Genomic DNA, 13050 nt, shown 5'->3' on the forward strand with positions numbered 1-13050 from the left:
CCCTTCCCTATCGCCGCAGGCAGGCCATTCGCGGCCGGGAATGGCGCGGCACCGGCACGGGCCGCCGCACCCCGGGCCGCATGAACTGCCGCGCCTCGGCGGGGCCGCCGATGAGCAGCGCCGGTTGCAGCCCGGGCGCGCAGAGATTGGCCAGGCCGCGCATGGGCGGCAGGGGCACGGCCCCGCCGCGGCCCCAGGCGGCGCCGAGGCGGGCCAGGGCCACGCGGCGGTTATAGGCGGCGCCGCGCTCGGGCTCGCCGGAATGGTAGCGGCCGATGGCGTCTCCCCAATCCGGCGCGTTGCCGCGCAGGCGGTTGAGGAAGCGCGCGGCGTAGCGGGCGTTGGCGGTGGGGTCGAAGGCCGTTTCGAGGTTCGGGAAGGCATCGGGGTGGTGCAGAAGGTTCACCTGCATGCATCCGACGTCGATGGAGCGGACCCCCCGGGCCTGGAGGGCGGCGACGGCCGCGATTGCGGCGGCCTTGGTTGGGGCGGAGCCGCTGTCTCCGGCGGCGTTCCAGCTCCAGGGCCAGGGCTCCGGCCGGCCGGAGGGCGCGGCGCGGCCGGTCTCCACCAGGGCGATGGCGCCGAGCAGCCCGGCGGGAACGCCGGCGGCGGGCTCCACCACGGCGATGGCGCGGCGGCAGGCGGACCAGTCGTCGCCGCCGCCCTGGGCCAGGGCGGACGTGGCGCCGGCCATCAGGACACCGAGAAGGGCAAGCACGGGGCGGAGGCGCGGCATGGGGCGCTGGGTCGCCGCCCCGGGCGCCGCGGTCAACAAAAAGGGTCGGGAGCGGCGTTCAGCTGGTCGCGGCCTCGGCGGCGGCCGCGGCGCGGCGGTTGGCCTGGTCCTCCGCCGTGTCGGCGGCCTCGGCCATGCGGGCGCGCTGCTCGCAGGTGGCGCGGATCTTGTCCAGCTCCTCCTCGGTCAGGTGTTCGATGCCGATGAAGGCGTTGCCGGCGGCGCTGGTGCGGATCAGCTCGTCCAGCTTCGCCTGGATGGCCGCGCCGTCGCGGTTCTGCGTGTTCTGGATCAGGAAGACCATCAGGAAGGTGACGATGGTCGTGCCCGTGTTGATGACGAGCTGCCAGGTGTCGGAGAAGCCGAAAAGCGGCCCTGACAAGGCCCAGGACACGACAATCGCCACGCAGAGCACGAAGGTCAGCGGGCGGCCCGTCGCCTGAGCGACGCGGCTCGCGACGTCGTTGAAGAGCTTGGAGAAGGACATCGGCTCCACCGAAATCTCGGGGCGCCGGACGCTTGAAAGGCCGGCGCGTTCCAGAGAAGCTCCGGACAGGATAGGGGGTTTGCGGGTTTCCTCGAATTCATCCGGGGTTCACGGGCAGTGCCCCATCCCGGGTCGAGGAACCCGGCCGCGCAACCCGGCCGCTCCCGGGGCGATAGCCCCCCAGACCCGGAGGGATTCATGCACGCCAAGATCACCGTCCATGCCAGCCCGGACCGCCTGTTCGCCTGGCTGTCCGAAAAGGGGAATGCGCGCCACTGGTACGCTCATCTCCGCCATGATGCCGATGTGTTGCCCGACCCTGGGATGAGCGTGGAGGCGGGCGCGAACACCATTCGCTGGACCATGGCCCCGGCGGGGGAGATGACCGTGACGGGCCGGGGCGACGTCTCCGACCTGTCCCTCACCTTCGCCGAGGAGGAGCACACCCCGGAGCCGCCGGCGGAGGAGATGAGCCCGGATGACGGGCCCACCAATGCGGGCAACGCGCTGCGAAGCATCAAGAGCCATGTCGAGGCCGCCGAGGGCGGCGACCCGGACATGCACACGCCCGGCGTCGTCTCGCGCGAGGATGTGGAGGAGGCGGAGCGGGAGATCGAGGCCGATCCGGAGCATAGCGGCACGCCCCGTCGGTAAGCCGTCTCGCTTTACGGGCTACGGCGGCCCGGCTCAGGCCGGGTCGCCCTCCCGCTTCGGCGCGCCCGGCTTGGCCGCCAGCACCTTCCAGACGCCGTCGCCCGCCGCCACCTTGCGCTCGCCGACCGTGATCATGCCGCGCACGAAGATCACCGAGTTCGCGACGCGGATGATCTCGCCCCGCGCCTCCAGGAACTCCCCCGGATGGGCCGAGGCCAGGAAGTGGGTGTTCAGCTGCATGGTCACGACGGGCCGCAGCCCCCCGGCATGCCAGACCGTGACGCCCATGGCGTTGTCCAGCAGCGTCATCAGCATGCCGCCATGGACGATGCCATGGCCGTTCACGTGCCGGCTGTCCGCCAGGATGCCATAGGCCCAGCCATCCCCCTCCGGCCGCGACCAGAGCGGGCCCGTGAGGCCGGAGAAGCCGATCGGCGCGCGGGGGGCCCAGCCCTCCGCCGCCGGGTCGAAGGCCGGCGCGCTCACGCCGCTTCCTTCTGGTCGAGCGAGGCGAAGCTGCCGCCGCTCTCGGCGAGCCTCAGGAGAAGGGCGGCGGGCTGGAGGCTGTCGTCGCCGCTGGCCGCGGCGAAGTCCCGCAACCGGGCGACGATCCTCGGCAGCCCCACCAAATCGGCGTGGAACATCGGGCCGCCCGTCCAGGCGGGCCAGCCATAGCCGTTCAGCCAGACCGTATCGATATCCCCGGCGCGGGCCGCGACGCCCTCCTCCAGGATGCGCGCGCCCTCGTTGATCATCGGGTAGAGCAGGCGCTCCAGGATCTCCTCCTGCGGGATGGAGCGGCGCGTCAGGCCCTGTTCCGCCGAAACGCGCTCGATGAGGGCCAACACCTCCGGGTCCGGCGTGCCGGTCCGGCCATCGCCGGAATAGTCGTAGTAGCCGCGCTTCGTCTTCTGACCGAGGCGGCCCGCCTCGCAGAGCGCATCGGCCACGGGCGAAGTCTTGCCGGTCGCCTTGCGGATGCGCCAGCCGATATCGAGGCCCGCGAGGTCTGCCATGGCGAAGGGGCCCATGCGGAAGCCGAAATCGGTCAGCGCCTTGTCCACCTCCTGCGGCAGCGCGCCTTCCTGCAGCAGGCGCTCCGCCATGGCCGTGCGGCGGGCGAGCATGCGGTTGCCGATGAAGCCGTAGCAGACGCCGGAAACCACCGGCACCTTGGCGAGCTTGCGCCCCAGCTCCACCGCGGTGGCCAGCGCATCGGGCGCCGTCTCCCGGCCGCGCACCACCTCCAGCAGCTTCATCACATTGGCCGGGGAGAAGAAGTGCATGCCCAGCACGTCGCCGGGGCGGCGCGTGGAGGCCGCGATCTCGTCCACGTCGAGATAGGAGGTGTTGGTGGCCAGCACGGCGCCGGGGCGGGCGATCTCCTGCAGCTTGCCGAAGATCTCCTTCTTCAGCCCCATTTCCTCGAACACCGCCTCGACAATCACATCGGCACCGGCGGCGGCCTCCAGCCCCACCTTGCCCTCGATCAGGCCCATGCGCTTCGCGCGCGCCTCCTCGCTCAGGCTGCCGCGCTTGACGGAGGTGGCGTAGTTGCCCGCCACCCGTTCCAGCCCACGGGCGAGGTTCTCCTCGCTCGTCTCGATCAGCGTCACGGGGATGCCGGCATTGGCGAAGCTCATGGCGATGCCGCCGCCCATGGTGCCGGCGCCGATCACGGCCGCGCGCTCCACCGGGCGCGGCTTGGTGCCCTTGGGCAGGCCGGGGATGCGGGCGGCGGCGCGCTCGGCGAGGAAGACATGGCGCAGCGCCTTGCTGCGCGGGTCCTCCCGCAGGCGCAGGAAATGCGCGCGCTCGGCCGCCATCCCCTCCTCGAAGGGCTTGTCGAAGGCGGCCCGCACGGCGTCCACGCAGGCTCCGATGCTCGGATTCTCGGCACCCTTCTTCAGCAGCGCGGCCGCGGCTTCCTCGAAGGCCTCGCGCGAGCCGAGATCCATGCGGTCGCGGCTTGGGGTGGGGCGGCCCGCATCGGCCAGGCGCAGGGCCAGGGCACGGGCGGCGGCCAAGGCATCCTCGGCCACCTCATCCACCAGGCCCATGGCCTGGGCGTCCCCCGCCGAGACGGGGTTGCCATCGGTCATCAGCCGCAGGGCGGGCACGGCGCCGACGAGGCGCGGCAGGCGCTGCGTGCCCCCCGCACCCGGTAGCAGGCCGAGCTTGATCTCGGGCAGGCCCAGCCTGGCCGCGGGCGCGGCCACGCGGGCATGGCAGCCCAGCGCCACCTCCAGCCCGCCGCCCAGCGCGGCGCCGTTGATAGCCGCCACCACGGGCTTGGCGAGTCCCTCCAGCGCCGCGATCGCCTCGGGCAGGCTGGGCGGGATGGGGGGCTTGCCGAATTCGGTGATGTCGGCGCCGGCGATGAAGGTCCGGCCCTCCGCCGTCACCACCACCGCGCGCACCGAAGGATCAGCGGCGGCCGCCTCGGCCGCCCGGACCAGGCCGCCACGCACCGCCGCGCTCAGCGCGTTCACCGGCGGGTTCGAGATGCGGATCTCCGCGATGCCGCCTTCGATCGAGAGGGTGACAGGCTCCTGGTCGGCCATCCGGCAACTCCTTCGTTTCCCCGCCAGGTCTTTGTTTTCGGCAGGAAAACACTGCCCGGGCAGGCGCGAGGAAAGAACTGGCGGGAGGCCGCGTCAAGCGTCCTGCTCGATTCCGTGCTGCGCCGCGGCAACGGCGGCGCAGCATGGCGGGCCGCATCTTGGGCCATGGGCGGGCCGCCCCCATCTGCGGGGATGGCCCGCCCGGTCTTGCGCTGCATCAATTCCAGCGGACGCCCGGGCGCGCTAAACCCCCGGCACCACCCCGGGACCGGGGTGCCGCTCTTCGCCCCTGGTTGCCTGGACGCCCCGCCCTGACCACCGCCGCGCCCCTCCTGCACCGCTTCGCCAATCCCGGCCGCTTCCTGCGGGCGACGGCGCGGCTCATGCCCTGGCTCTGGGGGCTCTCCCTGGCCGTGCTGCTGCCGGCGGCGGGCTGGGCGCTGCTTGCCTCCCCGGCCGACTGGCAGCAGGGGGAGACGGTGCGGATCATGTATGTGCATGTGCCGATGGCCTGGCTGGCCATGTCCGGCTATGCCGGGCTCGCCATCGCCTCGCTCCTGGCCCTGGTCTGGAAGCACCCGCTGGCCGACCTCGCGGCGCGGGAACTCTCCCCCGTGGGCGCCGTGGCCACGGCCCTGTGCCTGGCCACCGGCAGCCTCTGGGGCCGGCCGATGTGGGGCACCTGGTGGGCCTGGGATGCGCGGATGACCTCGGTGCTCGTCCTCTTCTTCCTCTGGGTCGGCCACGCCGCCATCACCCGCGCCTTCGAGGATGAGGAGCGCGGAGCGCGGGTGGGCGCCATCCTCGCCCTCGTGGGGGTGGTGAACCTGCCGATCGTGAAGTTCTCGGTGGATTGGTGGAACACGCTGCACCAGCCCGCCAGCGTGGCGCGGATCGAGGGGCCCTCGATGCACATCTCGATGCTCGGGCCGCTGCTGGCCTGCGCCATCGGCTTCTCCCTGCTCTTCGGCACGCTCGTGCTGGCGCGGGTGCGGGCCGCGGTGATGGAGCGCCGGGTGCAGGCGCTGGAGCTGGCCAGGGCGCGCGAGGCCGACCGCGCCCCCGCGCCCGAGGCGGTGCCGGCATGAGCGGCCACATGAGCGGCCATGGGATCGTGACACGATGAGCGGCCATTGGATCAACGTGATCGCGGCCTGGGGACTGGCCGCGATCGGCTTCGGCGGGCTGGCCCTGGGCGCCGCCTGGCGGCACCGCACCGCCGCCCGCCGCCTGAAGGAACTGGAGCGCGCCCGATGAGCGGTGCCGTCGCGGCCCCCAAGCGGGGCGGAATGGGGCTGGCGGCTTCCCGCCGGAGAAGGCGGCTCTGGGTGCTGCTGCTCTGCGGGTTGGGGCTGGGCGCGGCGGCGGCGCTGGCGCTGACCGCCTTCCGCGACAACCTCGTCTTCTTCCGCTCCCCCTCCGACATCGTGGCCATGCCCGCGCCGGACGGCCGCGCCTTCCGCCTCGGCGGGCTGGTGGAGGCCGGGAGCGTGGTGCGCGACGGCGCGGAGGCGCGCTTCCGCGTGACGGATGGCGCCCACACTATCGCGGTGAGCTATCGCGGCGTGCTGCCCGACCTCTTCCGCGAGGGCCAGGGCGTGGTGGCACTGGGCAAGCTGGGCCCGGACGGCCACTTCACCGCCAGCGAGGTGCTGGCCCGCCATGACGAGTCCTACATGCCGCCCGAGGTGAAGGACGCGTTGGAGCGCAGCGGCCACTGGAACCCCGAGCAGGGGGCGCCGCCGCCTGCGAGCGGCTGGAACACGATGCAGCCCCGGACCGGCGGATGATTCCTGAGATCGGGCACTTCGCCCTGGCCCTGGCCCTGGCGCTCTCGCTGGCCCAGGCCGTGCTGCCCCTCGTGGGCGCGCAGCGGCGCGATGCGCGGCTGATGGCGGCCGGGCCCGGCCTCGCCGCCGGCGTGCTCATCGCGGTGGCCACGGCCTTCGCCGCCCTGCTCTGGTCCTTCGCGCTGAACGACACGACCGTCACCAATGTCGTGCAGAACAGCCATTCGGCGAAGCCGATGCTCTACAAGCTCGCCGGAGCCTGGGGGAACCATGAGGGTTCCATGGTGCTCTGGGTGCTCATCCTCGCGCTCTGCGGCGCGGCGGTCTCGGCCTTCGGGCGCAACCTGCCCGGCGCGCTGCGGGCGCGGGTGCTGGCGGTGCTGGGCATGATCGCCACGGGCTTCCTCGCCTTCATCCTGGCCACCTCCAACCCCTTCCTGCGGGTCTGGCCGCCGGCGGCCGATGGGCAGGGGCTGAACCCCGTGCTCCAGGACCCCGGCCTGGCCTTCCATCCGCCGCTTCTCTACCTCGGCTATGTCGGCACCGCCGTCACCTTCGCCTTCGCCATCGCGGCGCTGATCGAGGGCCGCGTGGATGCCGCCTGGGGGCGCTGGGTGCGGCCCTGGGCGCTGGCCTCCTGGTCCTTCCTGACGCTCGGTATCGCGCTGGGGTCGTGGTGGGCCTATTACGAGCTGGGCTGGGGCGGCTACTGGTTCTGGGACCCGGTGGAGAATGCCTCGCTGCTGCCCTGGCTCGCCGGCTGCGCGCTGCTGCATTCCGCCATCGTGGTGGAGAAGCGCGAGGCGCTGAAGACCTGGTCGGTGCTGCTGGCCATCCTCGCCTTCTCCATGTCGCTGCTCGGCACCTTCCTCGTGCGCTCGGGCGTGCTGAACTCCGTCCACGCCTTCGCCAATGATCCGGAGCGGGGCGTCTTCATCCTCGCCCTGCTGCTGCTGACGATGGGCGGCGCCTTCGCCCTCTTCGCCTGGCGCGCGCCGGCCCTCGCCCCCACCGGGGTGTTCGCGCCGCTCTCGCGCGAAGGGGCGCTGGTGCTGAACAACCTCATCCTCTGCACCATCGCGGCGGTGGTGCTCGCGGGCACGCTCTACCCGATGTTCGCGGACCTGATGCTCAAGGCGAAGATCTCGGTCGGCCCGCCCTTCTACCAGGCCACGGTCTTCCCCCTGGCGCTGCCGCTCATTCTCGCCATGGCGGCGGGGCCGCTGATGGCCTGGAAGCGCGCGAAGCCCTGGCCGGTGCTGCAGCGCCTCTGGTGGGTGGCGCTGGCCGCGCTGGGCGCCATCGCGCTGGTCTGGCTCGTGCAGGGCCGGCCGATCCTGCCGGCGCTCGGCTTCGGCGCGGCGCTGTGGCTGATCCTCGGCGCCTTCGTCGACGTGGCCGAGCGCATCGCCCTCTTCTCCCGCCCGCGCGCCGCGCTCGCCCGCGCCAGGGGCCTGCCGCGCGCGGCCTGGGGTGGCGCCGTGGCGCATGCGGGCTTCGGCGTCACGCTGCTCGGCATGGCCGGGATGGGGCTGGCGACGGAACGTCTCGCGGCGGTGCGCCCGGGCGAGACCGTCTCGCTCGGCGGCTATGAGTGGAAGCTGGAAGGCGTGCGCGACGTGACCGGCCCGAACTGGACCAGCCGCCGCGCCACCGTGACGGTGACGCGGGGCGGCGCGCCGGTGACGGTGCTGCAGCCGGAGAAGCGCAACTTCCCCCTCGCCCGCCAGAGCACGACGGAAGCCGCCATCCACACGACCTGGGCCTCCGACCTCTATGCGGTGATGGGCGAGGAGGAGAACGGCCGCGCGACGCTGCGCCTGCACCACAACCCGCTGGCGCCCTGGATCTGGCTCGGTGGCGCCATCATGGCCTTCGGCGGCGGGCTCTCCTTGTCCGACCGGCGCGCGCGCGTCGGCGCCCCGGCGCGCCGTGCCGCGGCCCAGGACCCCGGGGCGGCCCAGGATCCTGGAGCAGCACGGGCATGAGCGGGACCAAGGCCACCCCCCTCTCCCGCCGCGCCCTGCTCTGGGTGCCCCTCGGCGTCGCGGCCGCGGGCGGGGTGGGCTTCTGGGCCATGCTGCGCGGCATGCGGGACGGGTCCTACGACCCGCGCGGCGTTCCCTCCGCCCTGATCGGCAAGCCCGCGCCCCGGATCGCGCTGCCGGCCGTAGAGGGGATCGACCTGCCCGCCTTCGCCCCCGATGCGCTGGCCGCGCCCGCCGCCCCGGTGCTGGTGAACTTCTGGGCCTCCTGGTGCGTGCCCTGCGTGGTGGAGCATCCGCAGCTCATGGCGCTGCACCGGCGCGGCGTGCGGATCCTCGGCATCAACTACAAGGACAAGCCGGCGGATGCCGCGCGCTTCCTGGCGCGCCACGGCAACCCCTTCGCCGCGCTGGTGGCGGATGCGGAAGGGCGCGCGGGCATCGAATACGGCCTCTATGGCGTGCCGGAGACCTATCTGCTGGACAAGGGCGGCCTCATCCGCTGGCGCTGGGCCGGGCCGATGATGCCCGACACGCTCTCGGCCGAGCTGGACCCGCTGCTGCGGCGGCACGCGTGAGGGCGCTTCTCTTCGCGCTGGTGCTGGCGCCCGGCCTGGCGCTGGCGGTGGGGCGGCCCTCCGAGATGCTGCCTAACCCCGCGGCGGAGGCGCGCGCGCAGGAGATCGGGCGCGAGCTGCGCTGCATGGTCTGCCAGAACCAGTCCATCGAGGACAGCGAGGCCGACCTGGCGCGCGACCTGCGCCGGCTGGTGCGGGAGCGCGTGGCGGCCGGCGAATCCAGCGATGCCGTGCGCGACTACGTGCATGCGCGCTACGGCGACTTCGTGCTGCTGCGCCCACCCTTCAACTGGGTGACGGCCCCGCTCTGGGCGCTGCCGGTGATCGTGCTGGGGATTGGCGGGCTGGTGCTGCTGCGGATGCGGCGGCGGCAGGCCGCCCGCACCGGCCCCGCCCCGCTGACGGATGAGGAGCGCGCCCGGCTGGCGGCGCTGGAGAAAGAGCTTTGACCTGGGTTTTCGCGGCGCTTCTCGCGCTCGCCGCGCTGCTGCCGCTCGCCTGGGTGGCCTGGCGCCCGGCCCGCCTGACGGATCGCGGCGCGGCGGACCGCGCGCTGTACCGCGCGCAGCTGGCCGAGCTGGAGCGGGACAAGGCGATGGGCCGGCTGGACGATGCCGCCCTTTCCGCCGCGCGGCTGGAGGTGCAGCGCCGCCTCCTGGCTGTGCCCGATGCGGCGCCCGCGCGCATGGGCGGGCGCGGGCCCGTGCTGGCCGGGCTGGTCGTCGTGCCCGTGCTCGCCTTCGCCGTCTATTTCCTCAACGGCCTGCCTGGCATGCCCTCCGCCACCTTCGCGGAGCGGCGCGATGTCACGCAGCGGGACGAGGCGCTGCTGGCGCAGCTCCGCGCGCGGCTCGCCGCCATCCCGCCCGAGAACCCCGCCGCGCGCCAGGGCTGGCTGCTGCTGGCCGAGGCCGAGCGCAACCGCGGGCGCGCCGCCGAATCGGCCGCGGCCTATGCGGAGGCGCTGAAGGCCGGCTTCGAGCCCGACATCGCGGCCCAGCGCGCGCAGGTTCTGCTGGAGGCGGATCAGGTGGAGGAAGCCGCGGCCTTCCTGGCCGAGGTTCTGCCCCGCGCACCGGGCCATGTGGGGCTCCGCTTCCTCTCCGGCCTCGCCGAGGCGCAGGCTGGCCGCCCCGCCGTGGCCCGCGCCACCTGGTCCGCGCTGCTGGCGACCGCGCCGGAGGGCGCGCCTTGGCGGGGAATGGTGGAACGACGCATGCAGGCCTTGCCGTGATGGATGGCACCTTGATGGATGGAAGCGGCGCCCCGGGGCTGGCCGCGCTCGAGGCACGGCTGCGGCAGGACCTGGAATGGCTGGAGCTGCCCGCCAAGCCCTGGGTGCCCGAGACGACCGCGCCGGACGGGCGCCCGGTGGCGGATGTGGCGATCATCGGCGCCGGCATGGCCGGGCTGGCGGCCGCCGCGGCCCTGAGGCTGGATGGCGTGGAGCGGCTGCGCGTGATGGACCGCGCGGCGCAGGGGCAGGAAGGCCCCTGGGTGACCTATGCGCGGATGGAGACGCTGCGCTCGCCCAAGGGCCTCGCCGGCCCCGCCTTGGGCCTGCCCTCCCTCACCTTCCGCGCCTTCTTCGAGGCGCAGCACGGGCCCGCCGCCTGGGAGGCGCTGGGCAAGATCCCGCGCGGCCTGTGGATGGACTACCTCAACTGGTACCGCCGCGTGATGGGCGTGCCGGTCGAGAACGGCGCCGATGTCGCGCTGGTCCGCCCGCGCGAGGACGGGCTGATCGCGCTGGAGATGCGCGGGGCGCCGGAGGTCCTGTGCCGGCGCCTGGTGCTGGCCAGCGGGCGCGACGGGCTGGGCGGTGAGTTCGTGCCGGAGATGGCGCGAGGCCTGGACCGCCGCTTCTGGGCCCATTCGCGCGAGGAGATCGACTTCGCCGCGCTGTGCGGGAAGCGCGTTGGCGTGGTGGGCGCGGGCGCCTCCGCCATGGACAATGCCGCCACGGCGCTGGAGGCCGGCTGCAGCGGGCTGCACATGTTCGTCCGCCGCCGCGCGCTGCCGCGCGTGAACAAGTTCACCGGAATCGGCAGCCAGGGCGTGGTGCATGGCTTCGCGGGCTTGCCCGACGAGTGGAAGTGGCGCTTCCAGCACTATGCCAACAGCGCGCAGACGCCGCCGCCGCGCGACAGCACGCTGCGCGTCTCCCGCCATCCCCACGCGCATCTGCACCTCGGCAGCCCCGTGACGGCGGTGCGGGAGGAAGGGGGCGCGGTGGTCGTCACCACCCCGCGCGGCGCATTCACGGTGGATTTCCTGATCTGGGCCACGGGCTTCAAGGTGGCGCTGGAGGAACGGCCGGAGCTGGCGTTGATCGCGCCGCATGTCCGGCTCTGGCGGGACCGCTTCGCCCCGGAGCCGGGGCAGGAGAGCGAGGAGCTGTCCTCCTCCCCTGATCTCGCGCCCGACTTCTCCTTCCAGGAACGGGTGCCCGGCGCCTGCCCCGCCCTGGCGCGGATCCACGCCTTCAACTATCCGGCCACCCTCAGCCACGGGAAGCTGACCGGCGACATCCCCGCCATTTCGGCCGGGGCAAGGCGGCTGGCGCAGGGCATCGCGCGCTCCCTCTTCGTCGAGGATCGCGAGACGCATTTCGCCCGGCTGCAGGCCTATGACACGCCGGAACTGCTGGGTGACGAGTGGCCGGAAAGGGAACTGACGGCATGAGCGATGACGACCTGATCGAGAGCATCCTGGGCATCGCGCCCGGATCGCCGCTGCACGTGCTGCGCCGCCGCCGGCCGGAGGCGCTGCGCCACGCGCAGGGCGCCTATCGGGAGCTGCTGATGCCGGAGGACCCCGGCAACATCTCCCACGCCGATCGCGCGGCGCTGGCGCTGCGCACCGCGCTGCGCGAGGGCGACGCCGCCCTGGCCGCGCATTTCCGCGGCCTGCTGGAGAAGGCAGGCGCGCAGGAAGCCATCATGCTCGCCGAAGATCTGAGCGGCGCGCCGATGGAGGGCCGCCTGCCCGCGCTGCTGCGCTATGCCGATGTGGTCGCCACCCGCCCCGACGACGTGACGCAGGAGACGATCGACGCGCTTTCCGGCATGGGGCTGACCCCACGCGACATCGTGGCGATCACGCAGCTTGTCTCCTTTGTGCCCTATCAGGTCCGCGTCATCGCCGGCCTGCGCGCCATGATGCAGGAAGGAGCCGCCGCATGAGCCGCTTCACCATGGAAGAGGTGGGCTGGACGCCGCGCATCCCGCCCGTGGAGGCCGAGACCGCCACCCCCGCCCAGCTCGCCGCGCTGGAAGCCTGCCCGCCGGCGCAGCGGCGCTCGACCTATTTCCTCACCCTGGCGAACGACCCGGCTTCGCTCGGCGAGCGCGGGGCGCTGTTCAACACGGTGATGTACGCGCCACGCGGCTTGCCGCGCGCGGACCGGGAGTTCTCCACCGCCATCGTCTCCATGGCGAATGGCTGCGTGTACTGCACCTCGGTCCACGCCCGGCGCTTCGCCGACCTCTCCAAGCAGCGCGAGGCGATGCAGCGCGTGCTGGATGAGGGCCACAAGGCCGAGATCGATCCGCGCCGCCGCGCCATCGCCGATTTCAGCGAAAAGCTGACACTGACGCCGGGCGCCGTGACGGCCGCCGACCTCGCGCCCCTCCGCGCCCTGGGGATGGACGAGCTGGAGCTGCTGGACCTCATCCACTCCATCGCCATGTTCGCCAATGCGAACCGGCTGATGCAGTCCCTGGGGGAATCGGAACCCCCGGCCGCCTAGAACTTCGGCGTTGGCGGCAGCGTCCCCGCTCTCTGCGCGCCTGCCAGGCAGTCCTCCGTCACCTGGGCCCGCACCAGGGCGCTGTCGATGTCGAGCTTGCCGAAGGGGCCGTACACCCGGTCCTCCGCCATCGCGCCGCGCATCTGGCAGGCATAGCGCGCATCTGCTGCCGTGGCGGGGCCGGTGGAAGCGGTCTGCCCCGGACCGCCCTGGGCGCAAGCCGCGAGGAGCAGGAGCGAGGCGAGGCCCGCTCCACGAATGCCATCCATCATCAGGCGCCTCCATTCGCCATATCGCAGAGAGGAACGGCCGGGGGTGCGGGGGGTTTGTTCGGGGCGGATTGTGCTTGCGGCGCCCTGAGAGGCTTTGCCTCCCAGACCCTCCACCGGGGTGGCAGCGGCCACCCCGGACCCCGCGTTCGGCCTGCCGGGGATGCGATGATCGCTGTGGCGCCGCAGGCATTTTGATTTCGGCCGCGCGGGCTGACCTGACCGTCGCCTGA

Annotated in this window: 16 protein-coding genes; 11 read left to right on the forward strand and 5 right to left on the reverse strand. The window is 73.1% G+C overall.

The window, feature by feature from the left end:
* Positions 1-7: 7 nt before the first annotated feature.
* Together BUB97_RS09400 and BUB97_RS09405 are read right to left on the reverse strand one after the other, a co-directional pair.
* A complete protein-coding gene (locus BUB97_RS09400; RefSeq protein WP_139281318.1) occupies positions 8-739 on the reverse strand; it encodes a lysozyme family protein in 732 nt (243 codons plus the stop codon).
* Positions 740-797: 58 nt separating this feature from the next.
* Entirely contained in the window at positions 798-1226 is a 429-nt protein-coding gene (locus tag BUB97_RS09405; protein ID WP_073133962.1) for a low affinity iron permease family protein, read from the reverse strand.
* Positions 1227-1424: 198 nt separating this feature from the next.
* On the opposite strand from BUB97_RS09405, the gene BUB97_RS09410 reads away from it, so the two are divergent.
* Positions 1425-1880, forward strand: coding sequence for a hypothetical protein (locus BUB97_RS09410; protein ID WP_073133964.1), 456 nt, complete (start codon positions 1425-1427; stop codon positions 1878-1880).
* A 33-nt stretch (positions 1881-1913) separates the two neighbouring features.
* Here the strand turns inward: BUB97_RS09410 and BUB97_RS09415 are convergent, their stop codons facing one another.
* Positions 1914-2366, reverse strand: a complete 453-nt coding sequence (locus BUB97_RS09415; RefSeq protein ID WP_073133966.1) for a PaaI family thioesterase — start codon at positions 2364-2366, stop codon at positions 1914-1916.
* Positions 2363-4444, reverse strand: coding sequence for a 3-hydroxyacyl-CoA dehydrogenase NAD-binding domain-containing protein (locus tag BUB97_RS09420; protein ID WP_073133969.1), 2082 nt, complete (start codon positions 4442-4444; stop codon positions 2363-2365). The genes BUB97_RS09415 and BUB97_RS09420 overlap by 4 nt, the downstream gene beginning before the upstream one ends.
* Before the next feature lie 293 nt (positions 4445-4737).
* Here BUB97_RS09420 and BUB97_RS09425 point away from each other — a divergent pair, with 293 nt between their 5' ends.
* The 10 genes from BUB97_RS09425 to BUB97_RS09470 are packed head-to-tail and all read left to right on the forward strand — an operon-like array spanning position 4738 to position 12548.
* Positions 4738-5532, forward strand: a complete 795-nt coding sequence (locus BUB97_RS09425) for a heme ABC transporter permease (RefSeq protein ID WP_245818257.1) — start codon at positions 4738-4740, stop codon at positions 5530-5532.
* Positions 5533-5566: 34 nt separating this feature from the next.
* Positions 5567-5701 (forward strand): heme exporter protein CcmD, encoded by a 135-nt coding sequence (ccmD, locus tag BUB97_RS25795; protein ID WP_139281320.1) that lies wholly within the window; start codon positions 5567-5569, stop codon positions 5699-5701.
* Between the two features lie 32 nt (positions 5702-5733).
* Entirely contained in the window at positions 5734-6234 is a 501-nt protein-coding gene (ccmE, locus tag BUB97_RS09435) for a cytochrome c maturation protein CcmE (RefSeq protein ID WP_073134113.1), read from the forward strand.
* Positions 6231-8222 (forward strand): heme lyase CcmF/NrfE family subunit, encoded by a 1992-nt coding sequence (locus BUB97_RS09440; protein ID WP_073133971.1) that lies wholly within the window; start codon positions 6231-6233, stop codon positions 8220-8222. Before ccmE ends, BUB97_RS09440 begins: the two co-directional genes overlap by 4 nt.
* Positions 8219-8797 (forward strand): DsbE family thiol:disulfide interchange protein, encoded by a 579-nt coding sequence (locus BUB97_RS09445; RefSeq protein WP_073133973.1) that lies wholly within the window; start codon positions 8219-8221, stop codon positions 8795-8797. Before BUB97_RS09440 ends, BUB97_RS09445 begins: the two co-directional genes overlap by 4 nt.
* Positions 8794-9246, forward strand: coding sequence for a cytochrome c-type biogenesis protein (locus tag BUB97_RS09450; RefSeq protein ID WP_073133975.1), 453 nt, complete (start codon positions 8794-8796; stop codon positions 9244-9246). Before BUB97_RS09445 ends, BUB97_RS09450 begins: the two co-directional genes overlap by 4 nt.
* Positions 9243-10031, forward strand: coding sequence for a c-type cytochrome biogenesis protein CcmI (gene ccmI, locus BUB97_RS09455; protein ID WP_073133977.1), 789 nt, complete (start codon positions 9243-9245; stop codon positions 10029-10031). Before BUB97_RS09450 ends, ccmI begins: the two co-directional genes overlap by 4 nt.
* A gap of 14 nt (positions 10032-10045) precedes the next feature.
* Positions 10046-11482, forward strand: a complete 1437-nt coding sequence (locus BUB97_RS09460) for a flavin-containing monooxygenase (RefSeq protein ID WP_086062062.1) — start codon at positions 10046-10048, stop codon at positions 11480-11482.
* On the forward strand, positions 11479-11982 hold the full coding sequence (locus tag BUB97_RS09465) for a CMD domain-containing protein (protein ID WP_073133980.1): 504 nt from the start codon (positions 11479-11481) through the stop codon (positions 11980-11982). The genes BUB97_RS09460 and BUB97_RS09465 overlap by 4 nt, the downstream gene beginning before the upstream one ends.
* Entirely contained in the window at positions 11979-12548 is a 570-nt protein-coding gene (locus BUB97_RS09470) for a peroxidase-related enzyme (protein ID WP_073133982.1), read from the forward strand. Before BUB97_RS09465 ends, BUB97_RS09470 begins: the two co-directional genes overlap by 4 nt.
* On the opposite strand, the gene BUB97_RS09475 is transcribed toward BUB97_RS09470, so the two are convergent.
* A complete protein-coding gene (locus BUB97_RS09475) occupies positions 12545-12820 on the reverse strand; it encodes a hypothetical protein (protein WP_073133984.1) in 276 nt (91 codons plus the stop codon). The genes BUB97_RS09470 and BUB97_RS09475 overlap by 4 nt on opposite strands.
* Positions 12821-13050: the final 230 nt, after the last annotated feature.

Origin of the sequence: Muricoccus roseus (assembly GCF_900141905.1) — a bacterium.
Taxonomy (GTDB): Bacteria; Pseudomonadota; Alphaproteobacteria; order Acetobacterales; family Acetobacteraceae; genus Roseomonas; species Roseomonas rosea.

Coding starts and splice junctions, on each gene's coding strand:
- BUB97_RS09405 (WP_073133962.1), bottom strand. CDS start 1,226: ATGTCCTTCTCCAAGCTCTTCAACGACGTCGCGAGCCGCGTCGCTCAG.
- ccmD (WP_139281320.1), top strand. CDS start 5,567: ATGAGCGGCCATTGGATCAACGTGATCGCGGCCTGGGGACTGGCCGCG.
- BUB97_RS09400 (WP_139281318.1), bottom strand. CDS start 739: ATGCCGCGCCTCCGCCCCGTGCTTGCCCTTCTCGGTGTCCTGATGGCC.
- BUB97_RS09460 (WP_086062062.1), top strand. CDS start 10,046: ATGGATGGAAGCGGCGCCCCGGGGCTGGCCGCGCTCGAGGCACGGCTG.
- BUB97_RS09445 (WP_073133973.1), top strand. CDS start 8,219: ATGAGCGGGACCAAGGCCACCCCCCTCTCCCGCCGCGCCCTGCTCTGG.
- BUB97_RS09440 (WP_073133971.1), top strand. CDS start 6,231: ATGATTCCTGAGATCGGGCACTTCGCCCTGGCCCTGGCCCTGGCGCTC.
- BUB97_RS09470 (WP_073133982.1), top strand. CDS start 11,979: ATGAGCCGCTTCACCATGGAAGAGGTGGGCTGGACGCCGCGCATCCCG.
- ccmE (WP_073134113.1), top strand. CDS start 5,734: ATGGGGCTGGCGGCTTCCCGCCGGAGAAGGCGGCTCTGGGTGCTGCTG.
- BUB97_RS09410 (WP_073133964.1), top strand. CDS start 1,425: ATGCACGCCAAGATCACCGTCCATGCCAGCCCGGACCGCCTGTTCGCC.
- BUB97_RS09465 (WP_073133980.1), top strand. CDS start 11,479: ATGAGCGATGACGACCTGATCGAGAGCATCCTGGGCATCGCGCCCGGA.
- BUB97_RS09420 (WP_073133969.1), bottom strand. CDS start 4,444: ATGGCCGACCAGGAGCCTGTCACCCTCTCGATCGAAGGCGGCATCGCG.
- BUB97_RS09475 (WP_073133984.1), bottom strand. CDS start 12,820: ATGATGGATGGCATTCGTGGAGCGGGCCTCGCCTCGCTCCTGCTCCTC.